The sequence below is a fragment of the Mycolicibacterium moriokaense genome, assembly GCF_010726085.1.
Taxonomy (GTDB): Bacteria; Actinomycetota; Actinomycetes; order Mycobacteriales; family Mycobacteriaceae; genus Mycobacterium; species Mycobacterium moriokaense.
Window position 1 is genome coordinate 2,570,146 of sequence record NZ_AP022560.1, and the last position, 20,810, is coordinate 2,590,955.

At 65.2% G+C, this 20,810-nt stretch carries 16 protein-coding genes and 2 pseudogenes; 8 read left to right on the forward strand and 10 right to left on the reverse strand.

Annotated features, from left to right (window positions below; translation table 11 throughout):
- Positions 1 to 72: 72 nt before the first annotated feature.
- From G6N43_RS12625 to G6N43_RS30485, 3 genes are all read left to right on the forward strand, one after another.
- A complete protein-coding gene (locus G6N43_RS12625; protein WP_083150212.1) occupies positions 73 to 675 on the forward strand; it encodes an ATP-dependent Clp protease proteolytic subunit in 603 nt (200 codons plus the stop codon).
- On the forward strand, positions 672 to 1,331 hold the full coding sequence (locus tag G6N43_RS12630) for an ATP-dependent Clp protease proteolytic subunit (protein ID WP_083150211.1): 660 nt from the start codon (positions 672 to 674) through the stop codon (positions 1,329 to 1,331). The genes G6N43_RS12625 and G6N43_RS12630 overlap by 4 nt, the downstream gene beginning before the upstream one ends.
- Positions 1,332 to 1,434: 103 nt before the next feature.
- On the forward strand, positions 1,435 to 1,770 hold the full coding sequence (locus G6N43_RS30485; RefSeq protein ID WP_179968001.1) for a hypothetical protein: 336 nt from the start codon (positions 1,435 to 1,437) through the stop codon (positions 1,768 to 1,770).
- Here G6N43_RS30485 and mmuM read toward each other — a convergent pair.
- Entirely contained in the window at positions 1,767 to 2,666 is a 900-nt protein-coding gene (gene mmuM / locus G6N43_RS12640) for a homocysteine S-methyltransferase (protein ID WP_083150210.1), read from the reverse strand. The genes G6N43_RS30485 and mmuM overlap by 4 nt on opposite strands.
- 254 nt (positions 2,667 to 2,920) lie before the next feature.
- Here mmuM and clpX point away from each other — a divergent pair, with 254 nt between their 5' ends.
- A complete protein-coding gene (gene clpX, locus G6N43_RS12645; protein WP_083150209.1) occupies positions 2,921 to 4,201 on the forward strand; it encodes an ATP-dependent Clp protease ATP-binding subunit ClpX in 1,281 nt (426 codons plus the stop codon).
- 204 nt (positions 4,202 to 4,405) lie between these two features.
- Here the strand turns inward: clpX and G6N43_RS12650 are convergent, their stop codons facing one another.
- From G6N43_RS12650 to G6N43_RS12665, 4 genes and pseudogenes are all read right to left on the reverse strand, one after another.
- Positions 4,406 to 5,710 carry a nucleotide disphospho-sugar-binding domain-containing protein gene (locus G6N43_RS12650; RefSeq protein ID WP_083150208.1) on the reverse strand — a complete coding sequence of 435 codons (1,305 nt, stop codon included), beginning with the start codon at positions 5,708 to 5,710 and terminating at the stop codon, positions 4,406 to 4,408.
- Between the two features lie 76 nt (positions 5,711 to 5,786).
- On the reverse strand, positions 5,787 to 6,617 hold the full coding sequence (gene fdhD / locus G6N43_RS12655) for a formate dehydrogenase accessory sulfurtransferase FdhD (protein ID WP_083150207.1): 831 nt from the start codon (positions 6,615 to 6,617) through the stop codon (positions 5,787 to 5,789).
- Positions 6,617 to 8,974, reverse strand: a complete 2,358-nt coding sequence (locus tag G6N43_RS12660) for an FdhF/YdeP family oxidoreductase (protein WP_083150206.1) — start codon at positions 8,972 to 8,974, stop codon at positions 6,617 to 6,619. The genes fdhD and G6N43_RS12660 overlap by 1 nt, the downstream gene beginning before the upstream one ends.
- 321 nt (positions 8,975 to 9,295) lie before the next feature.
- Positions 9,296 to 10,701: pseudogene (locus tag G6N43_RS12665) on the reverse strand (HNH endonuclease signature motif containing protein).
- Between the two features lie 88 nt (positions 10,702 to 10,789).
- On the opposite strand from G6N43_RS12665, the gene G6N43_RS12670 reads away from it, so the two are divergent.
- The 3 genes from G6N43_RS12670 to G6N43_RS12680 all read left to right on the forward strand — a co-directional run bounded on the left by G6N43_RS12670 (position 10,790) and on the right by G6N43_RS12680 (position 14,574).
- Positions 10,790 to 11,134 (forward strand): transposase, encoded by a 345-nt coding sequence (locus G6N43_RS12670; RefSeq protein WP_163658084.1) that lies wholly within the window; start codon positions 10,790 to 10,792, stop codon positions 11,132 to 11,134.
- A gap of 146 nt (positions 11,135 to 11,280) precedes the next feature.
- Complete coding sequence (locus tag G6N43_RS12675) at positions 11,281 to 12,072, forward strand: integrase core domain-containing protein (RefSeq protein WP_110810318.1); 792 nt, start codon at positions 11,281 to 11,283, stop codon at positions 12,070 to 12,072.
- 327 nt (positions 12,073 to 12,399) lie between these two features.
- Complete coding sequence (locus tag G6N43_RS12680) at positions 12,400 to 14,574, forward strand: glutamine synthetase III family protein (protein ID WP_083150253.1); 2,175 nt, start codon at positions 12,400 to 12,402, stop codon at positions 14,572 to 14,574.
- A 73-nt stretch (positions 14,575 to 14,647) separates the two neighbouring features.
- Here the strand turns inward: G6N43_RS12680 and G6N43_RS12685 are convergent, their stop codons facing one another.
- From G6N43_RS12685 to G6N43_RS12700, 4 genes and pseudogenes are all read right to left on the reverse strand, one after another.
- Positions 14,648 to 16,033, reverse strand: a complete 1,386-nt coding sequence (locus G6N43_RS12685) for an aspartate aminotransferase family protein (protein WP_083150203.1) — start codon at positions 16,031 to 16,033, stop codon at positions 14,648 to 14,650.
- A gap of 36 nt (positions 16,034 to 16,069) precedes the next feature.
- Positions 16,070 to 16,339: a metal-sensitive transcriptional regulator gene (locus G6N43_RS12690; RefSeq protein WP_083150202.1), complete on the reverse strand. Its 270-nt coding sequence runs from the start codon at positions 16,337 to 16,339 to the stop codon at positions 16,070 to 16,072.
- Positions 16,340 to 16,406: 67 nt separating this feature from the next.
- On the reverse strand, positions 16,407 to 17,255 hold the full coding sequence (locus G6N43_RS12695) for a sulfite exporter TauE/SafE family protein (RefSeq protein ID WP_407664909.1): 849 nt from the start codon (positions 17,253 to 17,255) through the stop codon (positions 16,407 to 16,409).
- A pseudogene (locus tag G6N43_RS12700) lies at positions 17,243 to 17,653 on the reverse strand (rhodanese-like domain-containing protein); the annotation flags it as partial. The gene G6N43_RS12695 and the pseudogene G6N43_RS12700, both read right to left, overlap by 13 nt.
- A gap of 206 nt (positions 17,654 to 17,859) precedes the next feature.
- On the opposite strand from G6N43_RS12700, the gene G6N43_RS12705 reads away from it, so the two are divergent.
- A complete protein-coding gene (locus tag G6N43_RS12705) occupies positions 17,860 to 19,239 on the forward strand; it encodes an MBL fold metallo-hydrolase (RefSeq protein WP_083150200.1) in 1,380 nt (459 codons plus the stop codon).
- 75 nt (positions 19,240 to 19,314) lie between these two features.
- Here the strand turns inward: G6N43_RS12705 and G6N43_RS12710 are convergent, their stop codons facing one another.
- Positions 19,315 to 20,808 carry a CoA-acylating methylmalonate-semialdehyde dehydrogenase gene (locus tag G6N43_RS12710; protein ID WP_083150199.1) on the reverse strand — a complete coding sequence of 498 codons (1,494 nt, stop codon included), beginning with the start codon at positions 20,806 to 20,808 and terminating at the stop codon, positions 19,315 to 19,317.
- Positions 20,809 to 20,810 lie beyond the last annotated feature (2 nt).

Sequence of the window (20,810 nt, forward strand, 5' to 3'; positions counted from 1 at the left end):
CGCCGGTGCTGGTTGGTTAGTGTCGGTGAGTGTTAGGCCTTGAAAGAAAGCAGGTATCCAGTCGTGACTGACATGCGTGGTGCATCGCCCGGTCTCAACCTCGTCGACTCTGTCTACGAGCGGTTGCTGTCGGAGCGCATCATCTTCCTGGGATCACAGGTCGACGACGACATCGCCAACAGGCTGTGCGCGCAGATTCTGCTGCTGTCCGCCGAAGACCCCAGCAAGGACATCCACCTCTACATCAACTCGCCGGGCGGCTCGATCAGCGCAGGCATGGCGATCTACGACACGATGGTTCTCGCGCCGTGCGATATCGCCACCTACGCGATGGGCATGGCCGCGTCGATGGGCGAGTTCCTGCTCGCCGCGGGCACCAAGGGCAAGCGCTATGCCCTGCCGCACGCGCGGATCCTGATGCACCAGCCGCTGGGCGGTGTCACCGGCTCTGCCGCCGACATCGCGATCCAGGCCGAGCAGTTCGCGGTCATCAAGAAGGAGATGTTCCGACTGAACGCCGAGTTCACCGGGCAGACCATCGAGCGGATCGAGGCCGACTCCGACCGCGACCGCTGGTTCACCGCGCAGGAAGCCCTCGAATACGGATTCGTCGACCACATCATCACCAGCGCCAGCGTCAACGGCTCAGGACCAGGAGCAGGACTAGACAAATGACCGACCGCTTGCATCCCCAGACTGACCCCCGCCTGGCGCCCCAGGCCCGCTACATCCTGCCGTCGTTCATCGAGCACTCGAGCTTCGGCGTCAAGGAGTCCAACCCGTACAACAAGCTCTTCGAGGAGCGCATCATCTTCCTCGGAGTGCAGGTCGACGACGCGTCGGCGAATGACATCATGGCCCAGCTCCTGGTGCTCGAGTCGCTCGATCCGGACCGCGACATCACCATGTACATCAACTCGCCGGGTGGCTCGTTCACGTCGCTGATGGCCATTTACGACACCATGCAGTACGTCCGCGCGGACATCCAGACCGTCTGCCTCGGGCAGGCTGCGTCGGCCGCCGCGGTGCTGCTGGCCGCCGGAACGCCCGGCAAGCGGCTCGCGCTGCCGAACGCCCGCATCCTGATCCACCAGCCCGCGCTGTCCGGCGTCATCCAGGGCCAATTCTCCGACCTGGAGATCCAGGCCAAGGAGATCGAGCGCATGCGCACGCTGATGGAGACGACGCTGGCGCATCACACCGGCAAGGATGCCGCGCAGATCCGCAAGGACACCGATCGCGACAAGATCCTGACGGCCGAGGAGGCCAAGGAGTACGGCGTGATCGACACGGTGCTCGAGTACCGCAAGCTCTCCGCCCAGACCGCCTGACCTGACCGTTGCCTTGATCGGCAATGCATCCAAAACCGCGTCTCCGCGGCCGCCGTGCATGGCAAGCTGTCGAAACCGACGAGCACGGTGACAAGGGAGGGTCATGAAGGTGGGTCTTCGGCTTGGCGTCGCGGCGCTGGCATTGGCCGGCGGCGTATTGGGGCTGGGATCGACGGCGATCAGTAGCGCTCAACCGCCACCACCGCCGCCGCCCCCACCACAGCCCTGCCCGTACGGGATGTACTGGGACGTCTACACCCTCCAATGCGTCCCGGTCGATGCGACCGTCTACGTCAACCCGCCGAACCCGGTGGTCGGACCCGCAGGCCCAGTCGGCGTCGGTGGGGTCGTCGGGCCCGTGGGGCCAGGTCCTGTGGGCCCCGGTCCGGTAGGCCCGGGTCCGGCGGGGCCGGGACCCGCAGGCCCCGGTCGTCGCTAGGGGACGTTAGGCGACGTCACCGTCGCTGCCAGAGCGGCGATGTCGGAGGGCCCAACCCGGCAACATCCACCCACGATGCACGCACCGGCGGCCACCCACTGCGGTGCAAGGTGGGCTGACCATTTCGAGTCTCCGACCCATGTTCGACGGGGCCCGTCCCAGGTCTCACCACTGTTGGGGTAGACGATGACTGGCTTGCCGGTGACCGTACGAGCGATCTCGACGGCCGTCAGCACGTCGTCGGGTGCGCAGCAATTCACGCCCACGGCAACGATTTCCGGTACATCGGCGGCGACGGCGAAGGCGTCGGTCAGCGGTTGCCCGGCGCGAGTCGTCAGCCCGTCGATGGTGTAGGACAGCCATGCCGGTGTCTTGCACTCGTGGATCAGGCCGACCAGCGCCTCGGCCTCGTCGGCGTCGGGCACGGTCTCGACGGCGAGTATGTCCGGGCCGGCGTCGACGAGCACTTCCAACCGAGGTCGGTGCCAGGCGGCCAGCTGTGCGACCGACAGGCCGTATCGGCCGACGTACTCCTCGCCGTTGGCCAGTGCCGCACCGTACGGCCCAACCGACGCGGCGACGTAGCGATGCCCGCCGCTCTCGTCACGGGCGGTCTTTGCCAGCTCGACGCTGCGCTGGAGTAGGCGTGTGGCGTGCGCCCTGTCGATTCCGCGTGCAGCGAAACCGTCGAAGGAGGCCTGATAGCTCGCCGTCGTGGCAAACGCGGCACCGGCGCGGAAAAAAGCGCTGTGCACAGCAACGATCTCGTCTGGTGCGTCGATCAGCAGTCGGGCCGACCACAGGTCGTCCGAGAGGTCGTGGCCGCGGGTCTCGAGCGCGGTGGCCAGCCCGCCGTCACCGATGAGCACGGTATCGTTGGGCAGGGCGAAGACCACTGTGCAACTCTACGGTGCCTTCGCGACGACCTTCTCAGTCTCATAACGGCGGCGACACGCCAGGGACACGGTGGCGCGTTCCAGCGGTTACGGGGGTTGTCAGGCGTTATGTTCTGCGCACACAGATGAATACCAACCACGCGATTCGGCTTTATCGGTCGCCTCGCGCCGGAACAAGCGGGTAGCGTCGGGTCCAACACCCGGGGTGAATTGACTCAAGACCTTTTGCTGACACGAAAGTAGGACCTCACCAGATGGCGCGCATTGGAGACGGCGGTGACCTGCTGAAGTGCTCGTTCTGTGGAAAGAGCCAGAAGCAGGTCAAGAAGCTCATTGCGGGTCCGGGCGTCTATATCTGCGATGAATGCATCGACCTCTGCAACGAGATCATCGAAGAGGAACTCGCCGATGCCGACGACGTAAAACTCGACGAGCTGCCCAAGCCTGCAGAGATCCGCGAATTCCTCGAGGGGTATGTCATCGGCCAGGACACCGCCAAGCGCACGCTGGCCGTGGCCGTCTACAACCACTACAAGCGAATCCAGGCCGGCGAGAAGATGCGCGATTCGCGCTCCGAGCCCGTCGAACTGGCCAAGTCGAACATCCTGATGCTGGGTCCCACCGGCTGTGGCAAGACCTACCTCGCGCAGACGCTGGCGAAGATGCTGAACGTCCCGTTCGCAATCGCCGACGCCACCGCGCTGACGGAGGCCGGCTACGTCGGCGAGGACGTCGAGAACATTCTGCTCAAGCTGATTCAGGCCGCCGACTACGACGTCAAGCGCGCCGAGACCGGCATCATCTACATCGACGAGGTCGACAAGATCGCCCGCAAGAGCGAGAACCCGTCGATCACGCGTGATGTCTCCGGTGAGGGCGTCCAGCAGGCGCTGCTGAAGATCCTGGAGGGCACGCAGGCTTCGGTGCCTCCGCAGGGCGGACGCAAGCATCCGCACCAGGAGTTCATCCAGATCGACACCACCAACGTGCTGTTCATCGTCGCCGGGGCATTCGCCGGTCTGGAGAAGATCGTCTCCGACCGCGTCGGTAAGCGCGGCCTGGGCTTCGGCGCCGAGGTGCATTCGAAGGCCGAGATCGACACCCAGGACCACTTCGCCGAGGTCATGCCGGAAGACCTGATCAAGTTCGGGCTGATCCCGGAGTTCATCGGCCGTCTGCCGGTCGTCGCCTCGGTGACCAACCTCGACAAGGATTCGCTCGTCACGATCCTGTCCAAGCCGAAGAACGCCCTGGTCAAGCAATACACGCGGCTGTTCGAGATGGACGGCGTCGAGCTGGAGTTCGAGGACGCCGCACTCGAGGCCATCGCCGATCAGGCCATCCACCGTGGCACCGGGGCCCGCGGCCTGCGCGCCATCATGGAAGAGGTCCTGCTGCCGGTGATGTACGACATCCCGAGCCGCGACGACGTCGCCAAGGTGGTCGTCACCAAGGAGACCGTCGAAGATAACGTGCTTCCGACGATCGTTCCCCGCAAGCCGGCTCGCACCGAGAGGCGCGACAAGAGCGCGTAGCCTCAGGGCCGCAGCGTACTGGCCAGCGAGCTGATGAGGCACCAGGCCAGGTAACCGACTATCGCGACGTATTGCAGCGTGTCAACCATGGCTCCACCGTGGTCCGGAAGTTCGACAGGGGCACGCGTAGGCGACTACGCCATCCGATCGCTTCGACTTTGGGTGCCGGCGTAGGCGGCCGACCGAACGGATCTGCACACGAGCTCATGCCTTCACCGCCTCACGCTCGGCGATGACCTCGTCGATCAGCGCCGCGATCTCGGCCACGCCGTCTCGTCGCGCGAAGGCCATTTCGAGGTTCCGCGCGCAACGCAGATACCGACCGTCGGCGAGCACCTTGCGCACCGCGCCGCGGATCGCGCCCGGCCTCGGCGTTCCCGTCTTGAGGTTGATGCCGGCCCCGGTCCACCCGACGCGCGCGGCCACTTCCGGCTTGTCCTCGGTGTTGCCCGCCACCACGAGCGGAACACCCATCGACAATGCCCGCTGCACCGCACCGTACCCACCGTTGGTGACCATGACGTCGACCTTGGACAGCAGAAGGTCGTGCGGGATGTATTCGGCGACATAGGTATTGGCCGGCAGCGGAACCTTCAGCTGGGACACGTCGCGACCGCCGGTGGTGGCCACCACGACGACGTCCTCGCCACCGAGCGCCTCGATGGTCGGTTCGATCAGCCTGCCGAGATCCGCGTTGTCGATGGTGCCCTGTGTGACATGCACGACGGGACGATCCCCGTCGAGCTGCGACCACCACGGCGGGCGACGGAATCCGCGTGACGGGCCCGGGTGCACGGCGCCGACGTAGCGCACGTTGGCAGGCAGATCCCTGCGGGGATAGTCGAATTCGGGCACCGTCGGCGCGATGTAACGGTCGGCGAGCTTGCCGGAGTCGAGGACGAACGTGGGCAGCTGGCGGCTGTTCATGCGGTCGAGAAGATGGTTGGCGACGTTCTGCGTCTCACGCAGCAGCACCTGCTGCGACAGCGCTGTCAGCGCGCGGTTGCGCAGCCGTCCCAGCATGGTCGACGACGGCGCCAGCCCCATGCCGAACGGAGCGGTGTCGCGGCTGCTCAGCATCAACGGCATCGTGCTGTAGCTCAGCATCGGCGGGCGGGCCGCGGGATCGCCGAGCAGGAACGGCAGGGTGCCGAAGAAACCCGAGTCGAAAAGAACCGCGTCGAAGCGTGTCTGAGCCATCAACTCCGACAGCGCATGTGTCTGCAGCGGCATCGGCTGCAGGAAGATGCGCACGATGTCGAAGTTGACCCGCTTGATGCCCGACGTGTCGGTGCGGCCGGGCAGGTCGATGTCGAGGCGGGTCATGTCGAAGTCTGCCTCGGGCGGGATCGCGACGGGCGTGGCTCCGATCGCCCGGATCTTGCGAGCGTGCTGGGCCGCGGTCAGGACGGTGACGCGGTCACCGCGGTCGACCAGACCCTGCGCGGCCGTCAGCAGCGGGGAGATGTGGCCGGTCGGCGACAGCGAGGCGATGAGGATTTCTGGCATACCCCGATGCTCTTGATCCCCGGGCTCGAAAGCTTGGAGGTTTCGTGGAGATCGGGTGGAGATCGCAAGTAGGTCGCTAGTGGGCTTGGACGACCCGATCCGGTCGGGTGTAGATGTTCATCGAATCGCCGCGCAGGAACGCCACCAGGGTCAGCCCCGACTGGCTGGCGAGGTCGACGGCCAGTGACGACGGCGCCGACACCGCGGCGAGCACCGGAATGCCGGCCATCACGGCCTTCTGGGTGAGCTCGAATGACGCGCGCCCGCTGACCAACAGGACGGTGGCGCTCAGCGGTATGCGGTCGTTCTCCAGCGCCCACCCGATGACTTTGTCGACGGCGTTGTGGCGGCCGATGTCCTCGCGGACGGCCAGGGTGGTGCCGTCGACGTCGAACAGTGCGGCGCCGTGCAGTCCGCCGGTGCTGGCGAACACCTTCTGCTCGTCGCGCAGGCGGTCGGGGAGCGCGGACAGCGTTTCGGCGGAGACGGTCGAGGGATCGTCGCCGGGGCCGTGCTTGCTGATGGTCCGCACCGCTTCGAGCGAGGCCTTACCGCACACCCCGCAGGACGACGTCGTGTAGAAGTTGCGTGCGACATCGACGTCCGGCGGCGGTACGTGCGGTGCGAGCGTCACGTCGAGCACGTTGTACGTGTTGACCTGATCGGGGCCGGCGCCTTTGCAGTAGCGCACGGTGAGCACGTCGTCGCGGTGGGCGATGACGCCCTCGGTGAGCAGAAAGCCTTGGGCGAGTTCGATATCCGAGCCCGGGGTGCGCATCGTGACGGTGAGCGGCGTGCCGTTGACGCGGATCTCCAGCGGTTCCTCGACGACGAGGGTCTCCGGTCGCGCGACGGCCTGGTCGGCCGTGACGTGTTGAACCCGGCGCCGCGCCGTCACACGCCCCACTAGCTGATCACCCGATCTTCGTCCCGCACACCGGCGGAACGCTCAAGTCGGATCACCACGGCCTTCGACACCGGCGTATTCGACTTCTCCGCAACGTGATCGAGGGGAACCAACGGGTTGGTCTCCGGGTAGTAGGCCGCCGCGTTGCCGACTGGGGTCTCGTAGGGCACGACCATGAAGTCCTTGGCCCGCCGCTCCTGCATTTCGCCGTCGCTGCCGCCGAACTCCGATACCAGGTCGACGCGGTCGCCCTCGCGGAGTCCGAACCGGTCGATGTCGGCCTTGTTCACGAACACGACGCGACGGCCGCCCTTCACACCGCGGTAGCGGTCGTCGAGGCCGTAGATCGTGGTGTTGTATTGGTCGTGGCTGCGCAGCGTCTGCAGAATCAGCCTGCCCTCCGGGATGGGCACCCACTGCAGCGGGTTCACGGCGAAGTTGGCTTTGCCTGTGCTGGTGGGGAATATGCGTGAATCGCGTGGGCCGTGCGGCAACTGGAAGCCGTCGGGCGCACGCACTTTGGCGTTGTAGTTGTCGCAGCCGGGAACCACGGCGGCGATCGCGTCGCGGATCCTGTCGTAGTCGTCGTTGAACGCCTCCCACGGCACCGGGTGGTCCGGTCCCAGGAGGGTGCGGGCCAGCTGGCAGATGATCGCGACCTCGCTGCGCACCTGGTCGCTGGGCGGGTGCAGACTGCCGCGCGACAGGTGCACCATCGACATCGAATCCTCGACGGACACTTGCTGTTTGACGCCTCGCTGGAGGTCGCGGTCGGTGCGGCCGAGCGACGGGAGGATCAGCGCTGTGCGGCCGTGCACCACGTGGCTGCGGTTGAGTTTCGTGGAGACCTGCACGGTGAGGGAGCAGTTGCCCAGTGCAGCCTCGGTGACCGTGGTGTCGGGTGTCGCGGTGGCGAAGTTGCCGCCCATGCCCATGAAGACCTTGGCCTTGCCGTCGCGCATGGCGCGGATGGCGTCGACGGTGTCGAGGCCGTGTTTGCGAGGACTGACGATGCCGAAGTGGTTGTCCAGGGCGGCGAGGAACTTCTCGGGCATCTTCTCCCAGATGCCCATCGTGCGGTCGCCCTGGACGTTGGAATGCCCACGGACGGGGCATAATCCGGCGCCGGGTTTGCCGATCATGCCGCGCATCAGCAGCACGTTGGTGATCTCGGAGATCATCGGTACGGCGTGACGGTGCTGGGTGAGTCCCATGGCCCAACATGCGATGGTGCGCTCGGAGTCGATCAGCATCTGCGCGACCTTCTCCAGTTGCGCGCGCTCGATGCCGGTGGCCTCCAGGACGGTGTCGAGGTCGACGGCGCGCGTTTGGGCTTCGTACTCTTCGAAGTTCGCGCAGTACTCGGCGATGAAGTCGCGGTCCACGACGGAACCCGGTGCTCGATCGTCGGCTTCCAGTAGTAGCCGGCCGAGTCCGGCGAACAGGGCCATGTCGCCGCCGATACGGATCTGGACGAATTCGTCGGCGATCGGGATGCCATGGCCGATCACGCCGTGCACCTTCTGCGGATCCTTGAACCGGATCAGTCCCGCCTCGGGCAGCGGGTTGACGGCAATGATCTTTGCGCCGTTCTCCTTTGCCTTCTCGAGCACCGACAGCATGCGGGGATGGTTGGTGCCCGGGTTCTGGCCGGCGATGATGATGAGATCGGCCTTGGAGATGTCCTCGACGGTGACCGAGCCCTTGCCGACGCCGATCGCTTCGATCAGCGCGGTACCCGAGGACTCGTGGCACATGTTGGAACAGTCGGGCAGGTTGTTGGTGCCGAAGCTGCGGACCATCAGTTGGTAGAGGAACGCCGCCTCGTTGCTGGTGCGTCCTGAGGTGTAGAAAACAGCTTCGTTGGGGTCGTCCAGAGCGCGTAGTTCGTCGGCGATCAGGCGGTAGACGTCGTCCCAGTCGATCGGTCGGTAGTGGTCGTCGCCGGGTCGCAGGACCATCGGGTGAGTGAGTCGGCCTTGTTGGGACAGCCAGTATTCGGGTCGGCCGTCGAGGTCGGCGATGGAATGCCGCGCGAAGAAGTCAGGGGTGACGACGCGCTTGGTCGCCTCCTCGGCGACGGCCTTGGCGCCGTTCTCGCAGAATTCGGCGAACTTGCGGCCGCCGTGTTCCTCGGGCCATGCGCAGCCGGGACAGTCGAAGCCGTGTCGCTGATTGAGCCGCACGAGGGATGCGCCGGTCCGCCACACGCCCATGGATTTGAGCCCGCGCTGCAGCGACACCATCACGGCTTTGAGGCCGGCCGCCTCGCGCTCGGGGCCGGTCGTCACGACCGCATGCTCGTCGTAACTTGCATCGAAATCGCGGGTGACGTCGCGTCGCCTGCCTAACCGCATATGCCCAGCCTAGGTCGTAGGTGAACGGGGACGTCGGCGGTTCCGTCGCCGACCACTACAGGTCTACCCGAGCAGCGCTACCGACATGCGATGCGGCTTCCGTGTCGGTCACCTTCGTCACCAGTCGATGAGTGGAGGGAGGTCGCGCAGCTGTGGGTCGGGCGTCTTGTCGTCATCTTGGCCGACTCTCGGCCGTACTGGTCGGGAATCGTGCCCCAACCGAAGTGGGGCAACGGTTGGCGGGGCTCACCGCCTAGCCTGTCGACGGATCGACCACTCTGAGCCATGCTCCAGCTCCAAGCACGCGATGCGGGGCGCTCTCTATGGTCCACGTTCGGGGTTTTCGTCTGGTTCTTCTGGTGGGCGCAGGAGTAGTTCGGGGCGGTGGTAGTAGTTGATGCGGGTTTGGCCGGTGTCCAGGTCGGGTGGGGGGTGCCATTCGACGTCGCCGCAGTCGTTGATGGTGGTCCTCCAGCCGCCGTTCTTGTCGACAAGGCGGTTGTCGGGTCCGCAGGCCAGGGCGAGGTCGTCGACGTTGGTGTTGCCACCGTCGGCCCAATCGGCGCGGGCGTGGTGGACCTGGGTGCCGTAGGCCGGCACGGGGCACGACGGTTTGGTGCAGCCGCCGTCGCGGCCGATGAGCATGAGCCGTTGCGCGGCGGTGGCGGTGCGTTTGGCGCGAAACAGGTCCAACGCGTGCCCGGTGGCGCCGTCGAAGACCGCCAGCCAGTGGTTGGCCCGCCCGGCCAGGCGGATCAGATCGGGCAGCGGCAGGGTGGTGCCGCCGCCGGTGGTGCCCACCCCCGCGCGGGACTCGAGGTCTTGCAGGGTGGTGCGGATAATGAGCGAGGTCGGCAGCCCGTGGTGTTGGCCGAGTTCGCCGGATTCCAGCGCGTTGCGGCCGATAGCGATCAGCGCGTCGTGTTGACGCTGGGCCAGGCTGCGTTGATCGGTGTCGATCTGGTCTTGAGACGGCGTGCCGGTGAAGCAGGGCTCTCATCGTCGGGGTGACACATTCCGGGTGCGGCCATCTTGGCGAAGATTGCTTCATAGATCGCCCAGGCTTCGGGGGTGAGGTGGCCTTTGATCGGGACCATGCCGTCGCGGCCTTGCGGGCCGCACACCAGGGCGCGTCTGCGGGCGCGTTCGGTGTCGTCGGGTGCGGGGCCGTCCTGATCGAGCAGGAACAGGATTTTGTCGGCGGCCTTCTTCAGTTCAGTCGGTCCGACCCCGGTGGCGAGTCGGACGAGGTCGGTTTCGATCTGGTCGCGGGTGGCGGTGTCGACGAAGCCGGGCAGGTGCTGCATGGCGTCGCGGATCTTGTCCACATGCTCGGCGGTGATGCGTCCGGCGGCTTGAGCGGCCGCCGTCGCCGCCAGAACGGGGGCCAACGGCTGACCGGTGAGTGCCTGCCGCGGTCCCAACACCTCGGCTTCGGCCAGGCGGCGGTGGGCTTCGCTCGCCGAGATCCGCCACCGGATCCGCAGCACGTCTTTCCACGACTTGGCACCGAGTTCTTTGGGGGTGGTTTCGGTCTGGAGTCGGGCCAGGGCGCGATGCCACTGCGCAGGTAGTTGACAGGTCAGGGTTTCCAATTCGTCGAGCACACCGAGGAGTTCGCGGTGGGTCAGGGAATCGAGGTCGCAGCCGGCGAGGGTGTCGTGGGCGTCGCGCAGCGCACTGAGCGCTACCTGCACCGGCGTTGCCAACATGATTCGAACATACATTCGAGCTCCGACAAATCCACTGACTCAAACTTTTTGGCAGGGTCGCGTTATCCACAGCGCTGCCGATGTTGAGGAGGTTGAGTGGGGCATGGCTAGATCACGGCGAACGAAGATTCCTGCCGAAGAGAAGACCCGACTGGTGTTGGCCGTGCTGGCCGGGGAGATGAGCGGGGCTGAAGCGGCCAGGCGGTGTGGGGTGACCCCGAATCAGGTCATCAAGTGGAAGCATCAGTTCCTCGAAGCCGGCGCCGAGCGCATGCAGGAAGTGCCCGGCGGCGCCGCGCACACGGCCGGCAGCCCTGAGCAGCGTCGGCTACGGATGGAGAACGAACAGCTCAAACTGGCCTTGGCTGAAGCCACAGTCCAATTGCGGATCTGGCAGCGCGGCGCTGCCTTGGCCGATCAGGTCCCTTCCAGGACCTCGAAACCCTAAGAGAAGCAGCAGGTCTGCCGGTTTCGAGGTTCGCCTTCTTAGCCGGCATCCCGGAACGGACTTACCGGCGTCGACTGGCCCGGCTGCGTGCTGGCGATCCGCCGAAGGGGCCATGGCCATCGCCGGTCGTTGACCGCATCGAGGAGATGGCCGCCAAATACGCCGAACAGTGGCCAGCCTGGGGCTATCGCAAGATCGCGGCTCTAATGCGCGCCGATGGCCACGAGGTCACCAATTCCTCGGTGCAACGAGCCCTACGACGCCGCGGCCTGCTACTGCCGCAAGGCTTTCGCGCCGACCGAAAGTCATGGTCGGCGTTGCGCCGCCGCGTCTTCCACGATCCACCAACCGAACGCAACCGGGTCTGGCAGACCGATTTCTCCGAATTCGAAACCGCCCACGGCGGGATCTGGCGCATCAGCGCAGTCATCGACTACGTCACCAAATACTGCCTCGCCATCACCATCACACCCACCAGCCGAGGCCGCGACGCCGTGCACTGCATACGTCTAGCCGTCGAAGAAGCCACCCGCATCCTCAATCTTGCCGACCTACGCCAAGACCGCGGCCTCATGGACGTCCTCGACGACCAAGACAACATCATCGGCCACGCGCCGGCTCCCATCGCCATCGTGTCCGACAACGGCTCCTGCTACCGCGGGAAAGACTTCCGGACGCTGTTCACCGGCTACGACCCACTCCTGCGCCACATCCGCACCCGAATCCGATCACCACAAACCAACGGCGTCATTGAGCGGTTCTTCGAGACCCTGAAATACGAGCATCTGTTCCGCGGCTACATCGGCGACGGAGATGCCCTCGACATGGAGGCCCACCGCTTCCGCATCATCTACAACACCATCCGACCCCACCAAGCCCTGGCCGACCGGACCCCCAAACAGGCCTACCTCGACAGCAAAAACCTGCCAACTTCTTGACTCAAGACAGTCCAGCCCCGGATGTGGCCACTGAAACCAAAGTGACACAACGGATTCAAGTGAACGGCGTAGCCGCCCGCCGAGCGACTCTGTCGCTACGAGGTTGGCACATAGACATATCCCCGGCATCGCCCACGGGGGCATGCGGACAGACGTGTAAGCGATGTCCTGAGACATCAGGGTTGGCACGTTGATATGCCGGCGTCTGCAGATCGAGCAAACGCATTCTGTCGTTGACGGCGGCGTAACAATCCTGGAACGCGAGGTTCCTAGTGTGGGCCGGTCATCGTCCGCAAAGGGTGCGGACTCGCAGTGATAGGAACTTCATTGAGCGGAAATGCCGTGCGCCTGCAGGCGATCGTCAACGTCGAGGCCTACGAGCCTCCTGCGGTCAGCTTCGATCCCGGTGAGGAGCCGGGCGAGATCTTCGGATCGAACGTGTTCACTAAGGCCGAGATGCAGGCGCGGTTGCCGAAGTCGGTCTACAAGTCGGTCATCGCCACGATCGAGAAGGGCGTCAAGCTGGACCCCGCGGTCGCTGACACCGTTGCCGTCGCCATGAAGGACTGGGCGCTCGAGAAGGGCGCTACGCACTACGCGCACGTCTTCTACCCAATGACCGGCCTCACCGCCGAGAAGCACGACAGCTTCCTCGAGCCGATCTCTGACGGACAGACCCTGGCCGAATTCGCAGGCAAGACCCTGATTCAGGGTGAGCCCGACGCATCGAGCTTCCCGTCCGGCGGCCTGCGCAGCACCTTCGAGGCGCGCGGCTACACCGGGTGGGACGTCACCAGTCCCGCTTACATCCTCGAAAACCCGAACGGCAACACGCTGTGCATCCCCACGGTCTTCGTGTCGATGACCGGCGAGGCCCTCGACTTCAAGACGCCGCTGCTGCGTAGCCAGCAGGCGATGGGCAACCACGCCGCGCGGATCCTGAAGCTGTTCGGCCACAAGGACTTTGAGAACGTCGTCTCGTTCTGTGGCCCGGAGCAGGAGTACTTCCTCGTCGACCGCCACTTCTTCCTGGCCCGCCCAGACCTGATCAACGCCGGCCGCACCCTCTTCGGCGCCAAGCCGCCCAAGGGCCAGGAGTTCGACGACCACTACTTCGGCGCGGTGCCCGAGCGAGTGCTGGGCTTCATGATGGATACCGAGCGCGAGCTGTTCAAGCTCGGCATCCCCGCCAAGACCCGACACAACGAGGTCGCGCCCGCGCAGTTCGAGGTCGCGCCGATGTTCGAGCGCGCCAACATCGCCTCCGATCACCAGCAGCTGCTGATGACGGTGTTCAAGACGATCGCACACAAGCACGGCATGGAGTGCCTGTTCCACGAGAAACCGTTCGCCGGCGTCAACGGCTCGGGCAAGCACGTCAACTTCTCGGTGGGCAACTCGCAATTCGGCAGCCTGCTGGTGCCGGGTGACACCCCGCACGAGAACGCGCAGTTCCTGGTGTTCTGCGCGGCGGTGATCCGCGCGGTGCACAAATTCGGTGGCCTGCTGCGGGTTTCGGTGGCCTCGGCCACCAACGATCACCGGCTGGGTGCCAACGAGGCTCCGCCTGCGATCATCTCGATCTTTCTCGGTGAGCAGCTCGCCGACGTCTTCGAGCAGATCGCCAAGGGAGCCGCGACATCGTCGAAGGGCAAGGGCGTCATGCACATCGGCGTCGACACGCTGCCTGCGCTGCCGACCGACCCCGGCGACCGCAACCGCACCAGCCCATTCGCCTTCACCGGCAACCGGTTTGAGTTCCGCGCGCCGGGCTCGGGTCAGACCGTCGCGGTGCCGATGATCATCATCAACACGATCATGGCCGACTCGCTCGACTACATGGCGACCGTGCTGGAGAAGGCCGTCGCCGATGGTGAGGACTTCGACTCCGCGGTGCAGAAGCTGCTGACCGACATCATCACCGAGCACGGTGCGGTGGTCTTCAACGGCGACGGCTACTCAGAGAACTGGCAGATCGAGGCCGCCGCACGTGGTCTTCCCAACCTGAAGACCACGCCCGATGCGATCCCCGAGCTGATCAAGCCGGAGTCCATCGCGCTGTTCGAGAAGTACGGAGTGTTCAACGAGCGCGAGCTGCACAGCCGCTATGAGGTAAGGCTGGAGCAGTACGTCCTGACCATCGCGGTGGAGGCCAAGCTGGCCCTGGAGCTCGGTTCGACGGTGATCCTGCCTGCGGCGATCCGGTACCAGACCGAACTCGCCCAGAACGTCGCCGCATTGAAGGCGGCCGGCGTCGAGGCCGACACGACGCTGCTCGAAGGGGTATCGGCGCCGATCGCCGATCTGACGAAGGCGCTCAGTGATCTGAAGTCGGCGTTGGCAGCCCACGTCGAGGGCGCGCTCGAAGAGGCGCTCTACTATCGCGACACGATCCTGCCCGCGATGGCCGCGGTGCGTGAGGCCGCCGACACGCTGGAAGGCGTTGTGGCCGACGACCTCTGGCCGCTGCCCACCTACCAGGAGATGCTCTACATCCTCTAAGACGACGCCGGGTGTGGGGGTCCAGTCCGAGTCGCTCGGGCTCTGGTAACCGCAGCCCCCACACTCGGCGCGCTCAGATGGTGTGACCGTCCGCGACTGCCAACGCCGCGTCCAGCATGCGCAGCCCGTCTGCCACTTCGGTGTCGCTGACGTTGCACGGCGGTACCGCGTGGATCCGGTTGAAGTTCGCGAAGGGGAGCAGGCCGTTGGCCTTGCACGCCGCGAGAGTCTCGCCCATCGCAGGACTGGATCCGCCGTACGGCGCCAGCGGTTCCCGTGTCTGCTGATTGGTCACCAGCTCGATCGCCCAGAACACGCCGAGGCCGCGCACCTCACCGACCGATGGGTGCTTGGCCGCCAGCTCACGCAGGCCGGGGCCGAGCACGTCGGTGCCGATACGCGCGGCATTGGTGACCATGCCCTCGTCCTCCATCGCATTGATGGTGGCCACCGCGCAGGCGGTCGCCAGGGGATGTCCGGAGTAGGTCAACCCGCCCGGGTAGGGCCGGTCGGCGAAGGTCTTGGCGATCGAATCGTTGATTGCGACACCGCCAAGCGGTACGTAGCCCGACGTGACTCCCTTGGCGAACGTGATCAGATCCGGCACGACGTCGAAATGCTGGATGGCGAACCACTTTCCGGTGCGTCCGAAGCCCGCCATCACCTCGTCGGCGATGAAGACGATGCCGTACCGGTCGCAGATCTCCCGAACACCCCGCATGTAGCCGGGTGGCGGCACCATGATGCCGGCGGTGCCTGGTACCGATTCGAGGATCAGCGCCGCGAACGACAGCGGATTCTCCATCTGAATGAGCCGCTCGAGGTGTTCGAGCGCCCGCTGCGTCTCCTGCTCCTCGTTCTCGGAATGAAACGACGATCTGTACAGGAAGGGGCCGTTGAAGTGCACGACGCCGCTGGTGCCGTAGTCGTTGGGCCAGCGACGCGGGTCGCCGGTCAGGTTCACCGCGGTATCGGTGCCACCGTGATAGGACCGGTAGCGCGACAGCACCTTGTACCGGCCGGTGTGCAGCCGGGCCATGCGAACGGCGTGTTCGACGGCGTCCGCTCCGCCATTGGTGAAGAACACCCGGTTCAGATCCCCAGGTGTTCGTTCCGCGATCAGGCGCGCGGCCTCTGACCGGGCGGCGTTGACGTGTGCAGGCGCGATTGTGCACAGCTTTGCGGCCTGTTCAGCAATGGCGGCAACGACTTTCGGATGTTGATGGCCGATGTTGGTGTTGACCATCTGCGACGAGAAGTCCAGCAGCTTGTTGCCTTCGCCGTCCCAGACATAGGAGCCCTGAGCGGCGAGTACGGTCATCGGCTTCAGCGCTGCCTGCGCTGACCACGAGTGGAAAACGTGGGCGCGGTCGAGTTCGTGCGCGCGTACGCCCTCGGCTATCGCCGCCGCGAGATCCTGCCCGTTGGGCAGCAGTTCCGAGCCAGTGGCCTCTGTCATGGCAGGGAAGCCTACTGGTGTTGGGGGAAGCCCCGGTCAGGCCAGGGCTAGAAACAGCTTCTCGAGTTCCGCTTCACTCATGGGCGAGCCTCCGTCGGTGGCAGAACCGGTCATACATTCCCGTAGGCCGGTAGCGACGATCTTGAATCCGGCGCGGTCGAGTGCTTTTGACACAGCGGCCAATTGGGTGACGACATCCTTGCAGTCCCGGCCCTCCTCGATCATGGAGATGACCCCGGCGAGCTGTCCTTGTGCACGACGCAGTCGGTTCAGCACTGCGGCGATGCTGTCCTGGTCACCAACCATTGGACCGTCCTTCGTTCGATGAATCGGTTGTCTTCATAGTACCCTCCGGGGTATATGGCGATGCCGGTCACGCGGTCGCGGCCCTCACTGGGGGAGCGCCGATGATCCGCCGCAACGGACAGAACCGAGTTCGACCGCACACGAAGTACATCGCCGCGCCGACTGTCATCAGGGCCGCGGCGCCCAAGCCCGCGGCAAGGTGGATCTCCTCTGCCAGGATCACCGCGGACATTCCCAGGACGAACCAACCGAACGCCTTCCTGAGGGCCTCGGGATTGACCATCGCCGTCAACTTTGCGCCTATCAGTGCCCCGATCACTGCTGCGGCGGCAACCGTAAGTGCCATGGCCCAGTCGATCTGCACGCTCGAAAGATAGCCACCCAGTCCCGCAAAGGAGTTCATCGCGATCACAGTCAACGCGGTGCCAACGGCGACGGGCATCGGCAATCCACCGAGGAGCGCGAGCGCCGGTACCACCAAGAAGCCGCCGCCCGCTCCGACGAGTCCGGTCACCAGCCCGACCACGACACCTTCGCTCACCGCCTTGACAACGGGAAATCCTTGCACGTCAACGGATTCGATGTTGCTTCGCCGTCCGCGTAGCATCGCGATCGCGGTGGCGATCATCACCACGGCGAAGCCGATCAGCAACACCGAGCCCGGTATGAACCGGGCCAGCATGCCCCCAAGGTAGGCGCCGGTCATACCCCCCGCGCCGAAGAGCAGGCCGGTGCGCCATTGGACTCGCCCGGCGCGTGCATGTGAGACGGCGCCGACCGCACTGGTAACGCCGACCACCAGAAGAGATGTGGCGATGGCTTGTTTGGCGTCCATGCCTGCGACGTAAGCGAGCAGTGGGACTGTCAGGATCGATCCACCGCCACCGAGCAGGCCCAACGCGACGCCGACGAACACTGCCAGGACAACGGTCAGAGCAATCATGATCCGACCAATTGAGACACGACCGTCTGGGCGTCACGGGTGGCGCCGCGGTTTACGGCGAAGCCTTTGGCCTCCCAGGCGACGATCCCGCCGTCGAGGATATGCACATTCCCCAGCCCGGCGGCCCTGAGAGTCTCCTCGGCTTGAGCTGCCCGCTGCCCGGAACGGCAGACCAGTACGACCTCTTCATCGAGGTGTCTGGTGATCTCGTCTCGGTGCTCACGGAGGAGGTCCAGCGGGACGTTGTAGGCGCCGGCGATGTGGGCGGTCTCGAATTCGCCGGGAGTTCGGACGTCGAGAACCCGCGGCGGCGCAGCCGAACTGAGGCGATCGCTGAGGTCCTGCGAGTCGATAGTGGCGGGAGCGGTCATGGCGATCGGGTCCTTTCCGGGGGTCCGGCGGTGACGAAAGCCGCTGAGGACCTGAATACCACCGGGGGTATGTGCCTGGGACTAATGGGAGCATACCCCCATGGGTATTGTCAAGACGGGAATGAGATACCCCCTAGGGTACTTGACATACCCATAGGGGTATATGCCAGGATGGCAAGTCTCGACTGAACGAAAGGTCTCACACCATGAAATTCATCCAGTACTACCTGGACTGTCTTTCGCACGCGTCGTACCTAGTAGCCGACGAAACCACTGGACGCGCAGTCGTTGTCGACCCGCAGCGGGACATCGCCGAGTATCTGGCCGACGCGAAGGAGCTGGGTCTGACGATCGAACTCGTCATCGAAACGCACTTCCACGCCGACTTCCTGTCCGGCCATCTCGAACTCGCGAAGGCGGCCGGCGCCAAGATCGTCTACTCTTCGATCGCCGAGACCGAGTTCGAGTCCACGGGGGTTGCCGACGGCGAACGGTATTCGCTCGGTGACGTCATGCTGGAGTTCCGCCATACCCCGGGGCACACTCCGGAGTCGCTGAGCATCGTGGTGTACGAGCATGCCGACGACGAGGTCCCATATGGCGTTCTGACCGGCGATGCGCTCTTCATCGGTGACGTGGGTCGCCCGGATCTCCTGGCATCGATCGGCTACACCCGCGAGGAACTGGCGGACAAGCTGTATGACTCGCTGCACGACAAGCTGATGACTCTTCCCGACGCCACCCGGGTGTACCCGGCGCACGGTGCGGGGTCGGCGTGCGGTAAGAACCTGTCGACCGATCGGTCGTCGACGATCGGGGACCAGAAGGCGACGAATTACGCGCTGCGGGCGCCCGACAAGGAGACGTTCATGAACCTCGTCACCTCGGGCCAGCCACCCGCGCCCGGCTATTTCGTCTACGACGCAATCCTCAACCGCAAGGACCACGAGCTGCTCGACGAGACCGAGATGCCGACGGCGATGACTTACGAAGAAGTCCGCGAGGCCGTCGACGGTGGTGCGGTTCTGGTCGACGGACGCACCCCCGAAGAGTTCGCGCAGGGCCACCTGCGTGGTGCGCTCAACATCGGACTCGAAGGCCGCTACGCCGAGTTCGCGGGGTCAGTGCTGCCGTCCGATGTCGACATTGTGCTGTTCACCGAGCCCGGCGAGGAGCTGGAGGGCAAGAACCGGCTCGCCAGGATCGGATTCGACCGCGTGATCGGCTACCTGGCCAATCCGTACGAGGCGATGTTCGCCCATCAGAACGATGTCGCGGTGGCATCGCGGTTGACGGCCAAGGCTTTAACCGAGCGGGCATCGGCGCTGACCAATCTCCAGATCGTCGACGTCCGCAATCCGGGCGAGGTCGACGCCGGGAAGATTCCGAACGCGATCTCGATTCCAGTGGGCCAGTTGCCCGAGCGACTCGGTGAACTGGACCCCGCCAGGCCGACTGTCTTGTACTGCGCCGGTGGGTACCGCTCGTCCGTGGCGGCGAGCCTGTTGAGGCAGAAAGGTTTCGCCGACGTGAGCGACATCCTTGGCGGCTTCGGCGCCTGGGAGGAAGTCATCCAAAACGCCTGACCGATGCGCCGAGTGCACGGTTGTTGACGCGGCCATTCGGCCGATGCGTACGACAACCGTGCACTCGCGGCGGGCCTACTGATTCTGCGGGAAGCCCAGCTCGATACCGCCGTGGCTGGGGTCGAGCCAGCGGCTGGTGATCGCCTTCTGCCTGGTGAAGAACTGCACGCCGTCCATGCCGTGGGCATGGCTGTCGCCGAACAGCGACGCCTTCCATCCGCCGAAGCTGTAGTAAGCCATCGGAACCGGAATGGGCACATTGATGCCCACCATCCCGACCTGGACCTCGTTCTGGAAGCGGCGCGCGGCGCCACCGTCGTTGGTGAAGATCGCCGTCCCGTTGCCGTACGGATTTGAGTTCACCAAGTCCAGTGCCTCGTCATAGCTTTCGACGCGGATGACCGACAGCACAGGGCCGAAGATCTCGTCCTTGTAGACGCTCATCTCGGGCGTGACGTTGTCGATCAGCGTCGGGCCGAGCCAGAAGCCCTCCGGGGCGCCGTCGACTTTCACGTTGCGGCCGTCGACCACGATCTTGGCACCGTCGGCCTCACCCGCATCTATGTACGACGCGACCTTGTCGCGGTGTGCCTTGGTCACCAACGGTCCCATATCGGAATCCCTTGTACCATCGCCGGTTTTGATGTTCGCGGCACGCTCGGCGATCTTCGCGACCAGGTCGTCGGCGATCGGCCCGACGGCCACACATGCCGAGATCGCCATGCAGCGCTCGCCTGCGGAACCGAAGCCCGCGTTGACCATCGCGTCGGCGGCCAGATCCAGGTCGGCGTCGGGCAGGATCACCGCGTGGTTCTTCGCGCCGCCGAGCGCCTGCACCCGCTTGTCATGCGCGGTGCCGGTGGCGTAGACGTACTTCGCGATCGGCGTTGAGCCGACGAAGGACACCGACTTGACGGTCGGGTTCGTCAGGAGTTCGTCGACGGCGGTCTTGTCGCCCTGCAGCACGTTGAAAACGCCAGGCGGCAGTCCGGCTTCGGCCCACAGCTCGGCCAGCCACAGCGAGGCGCTCGGATCCTTCTCGGACGGTTTGAGCACGACGGTGTTGCCGGTCGCGATCGCGATGGGGAAGAACCACATCGGCACCATCGCGGGGAAGTTGAACGGGCTGATCACGCCCACCACGCCCAAGGGCTGACGGACCGAATACACGTCGACCTTGGTGGACGCGTTCTCGGTGAAGCCGCCCTTGAGCAGATGCGGTATACCGCAGGCGAATTCGACGACCTCTTGACCGCGGCTGACCTCGCCGAGCGCATCGGAGACGACCTTGCCGTGCTCGCTGGTGATGATCTCGGCCAGTTCCTGCTTACGCGCGTTGAGTAGTTCGCGGAAGTTGAACAGGATCTGCGTGCGCTTGGCCAGCGACGTGTCGCGCCACGCGGGGTAGGCGGCGGCCGCGGCGTCGTTCACCGCGCGGGCGTCCTCGACCGTGGCCAGTGCGACCTCACCGGTGACGACGCCGGTGGCAGGGTTGGTCACCGGGGCCGTGGCGGTGCCGGCGCCCGCGAACGCCGCGTTGTTGATCCAGTGGCTGATTATCTTGCTCATAT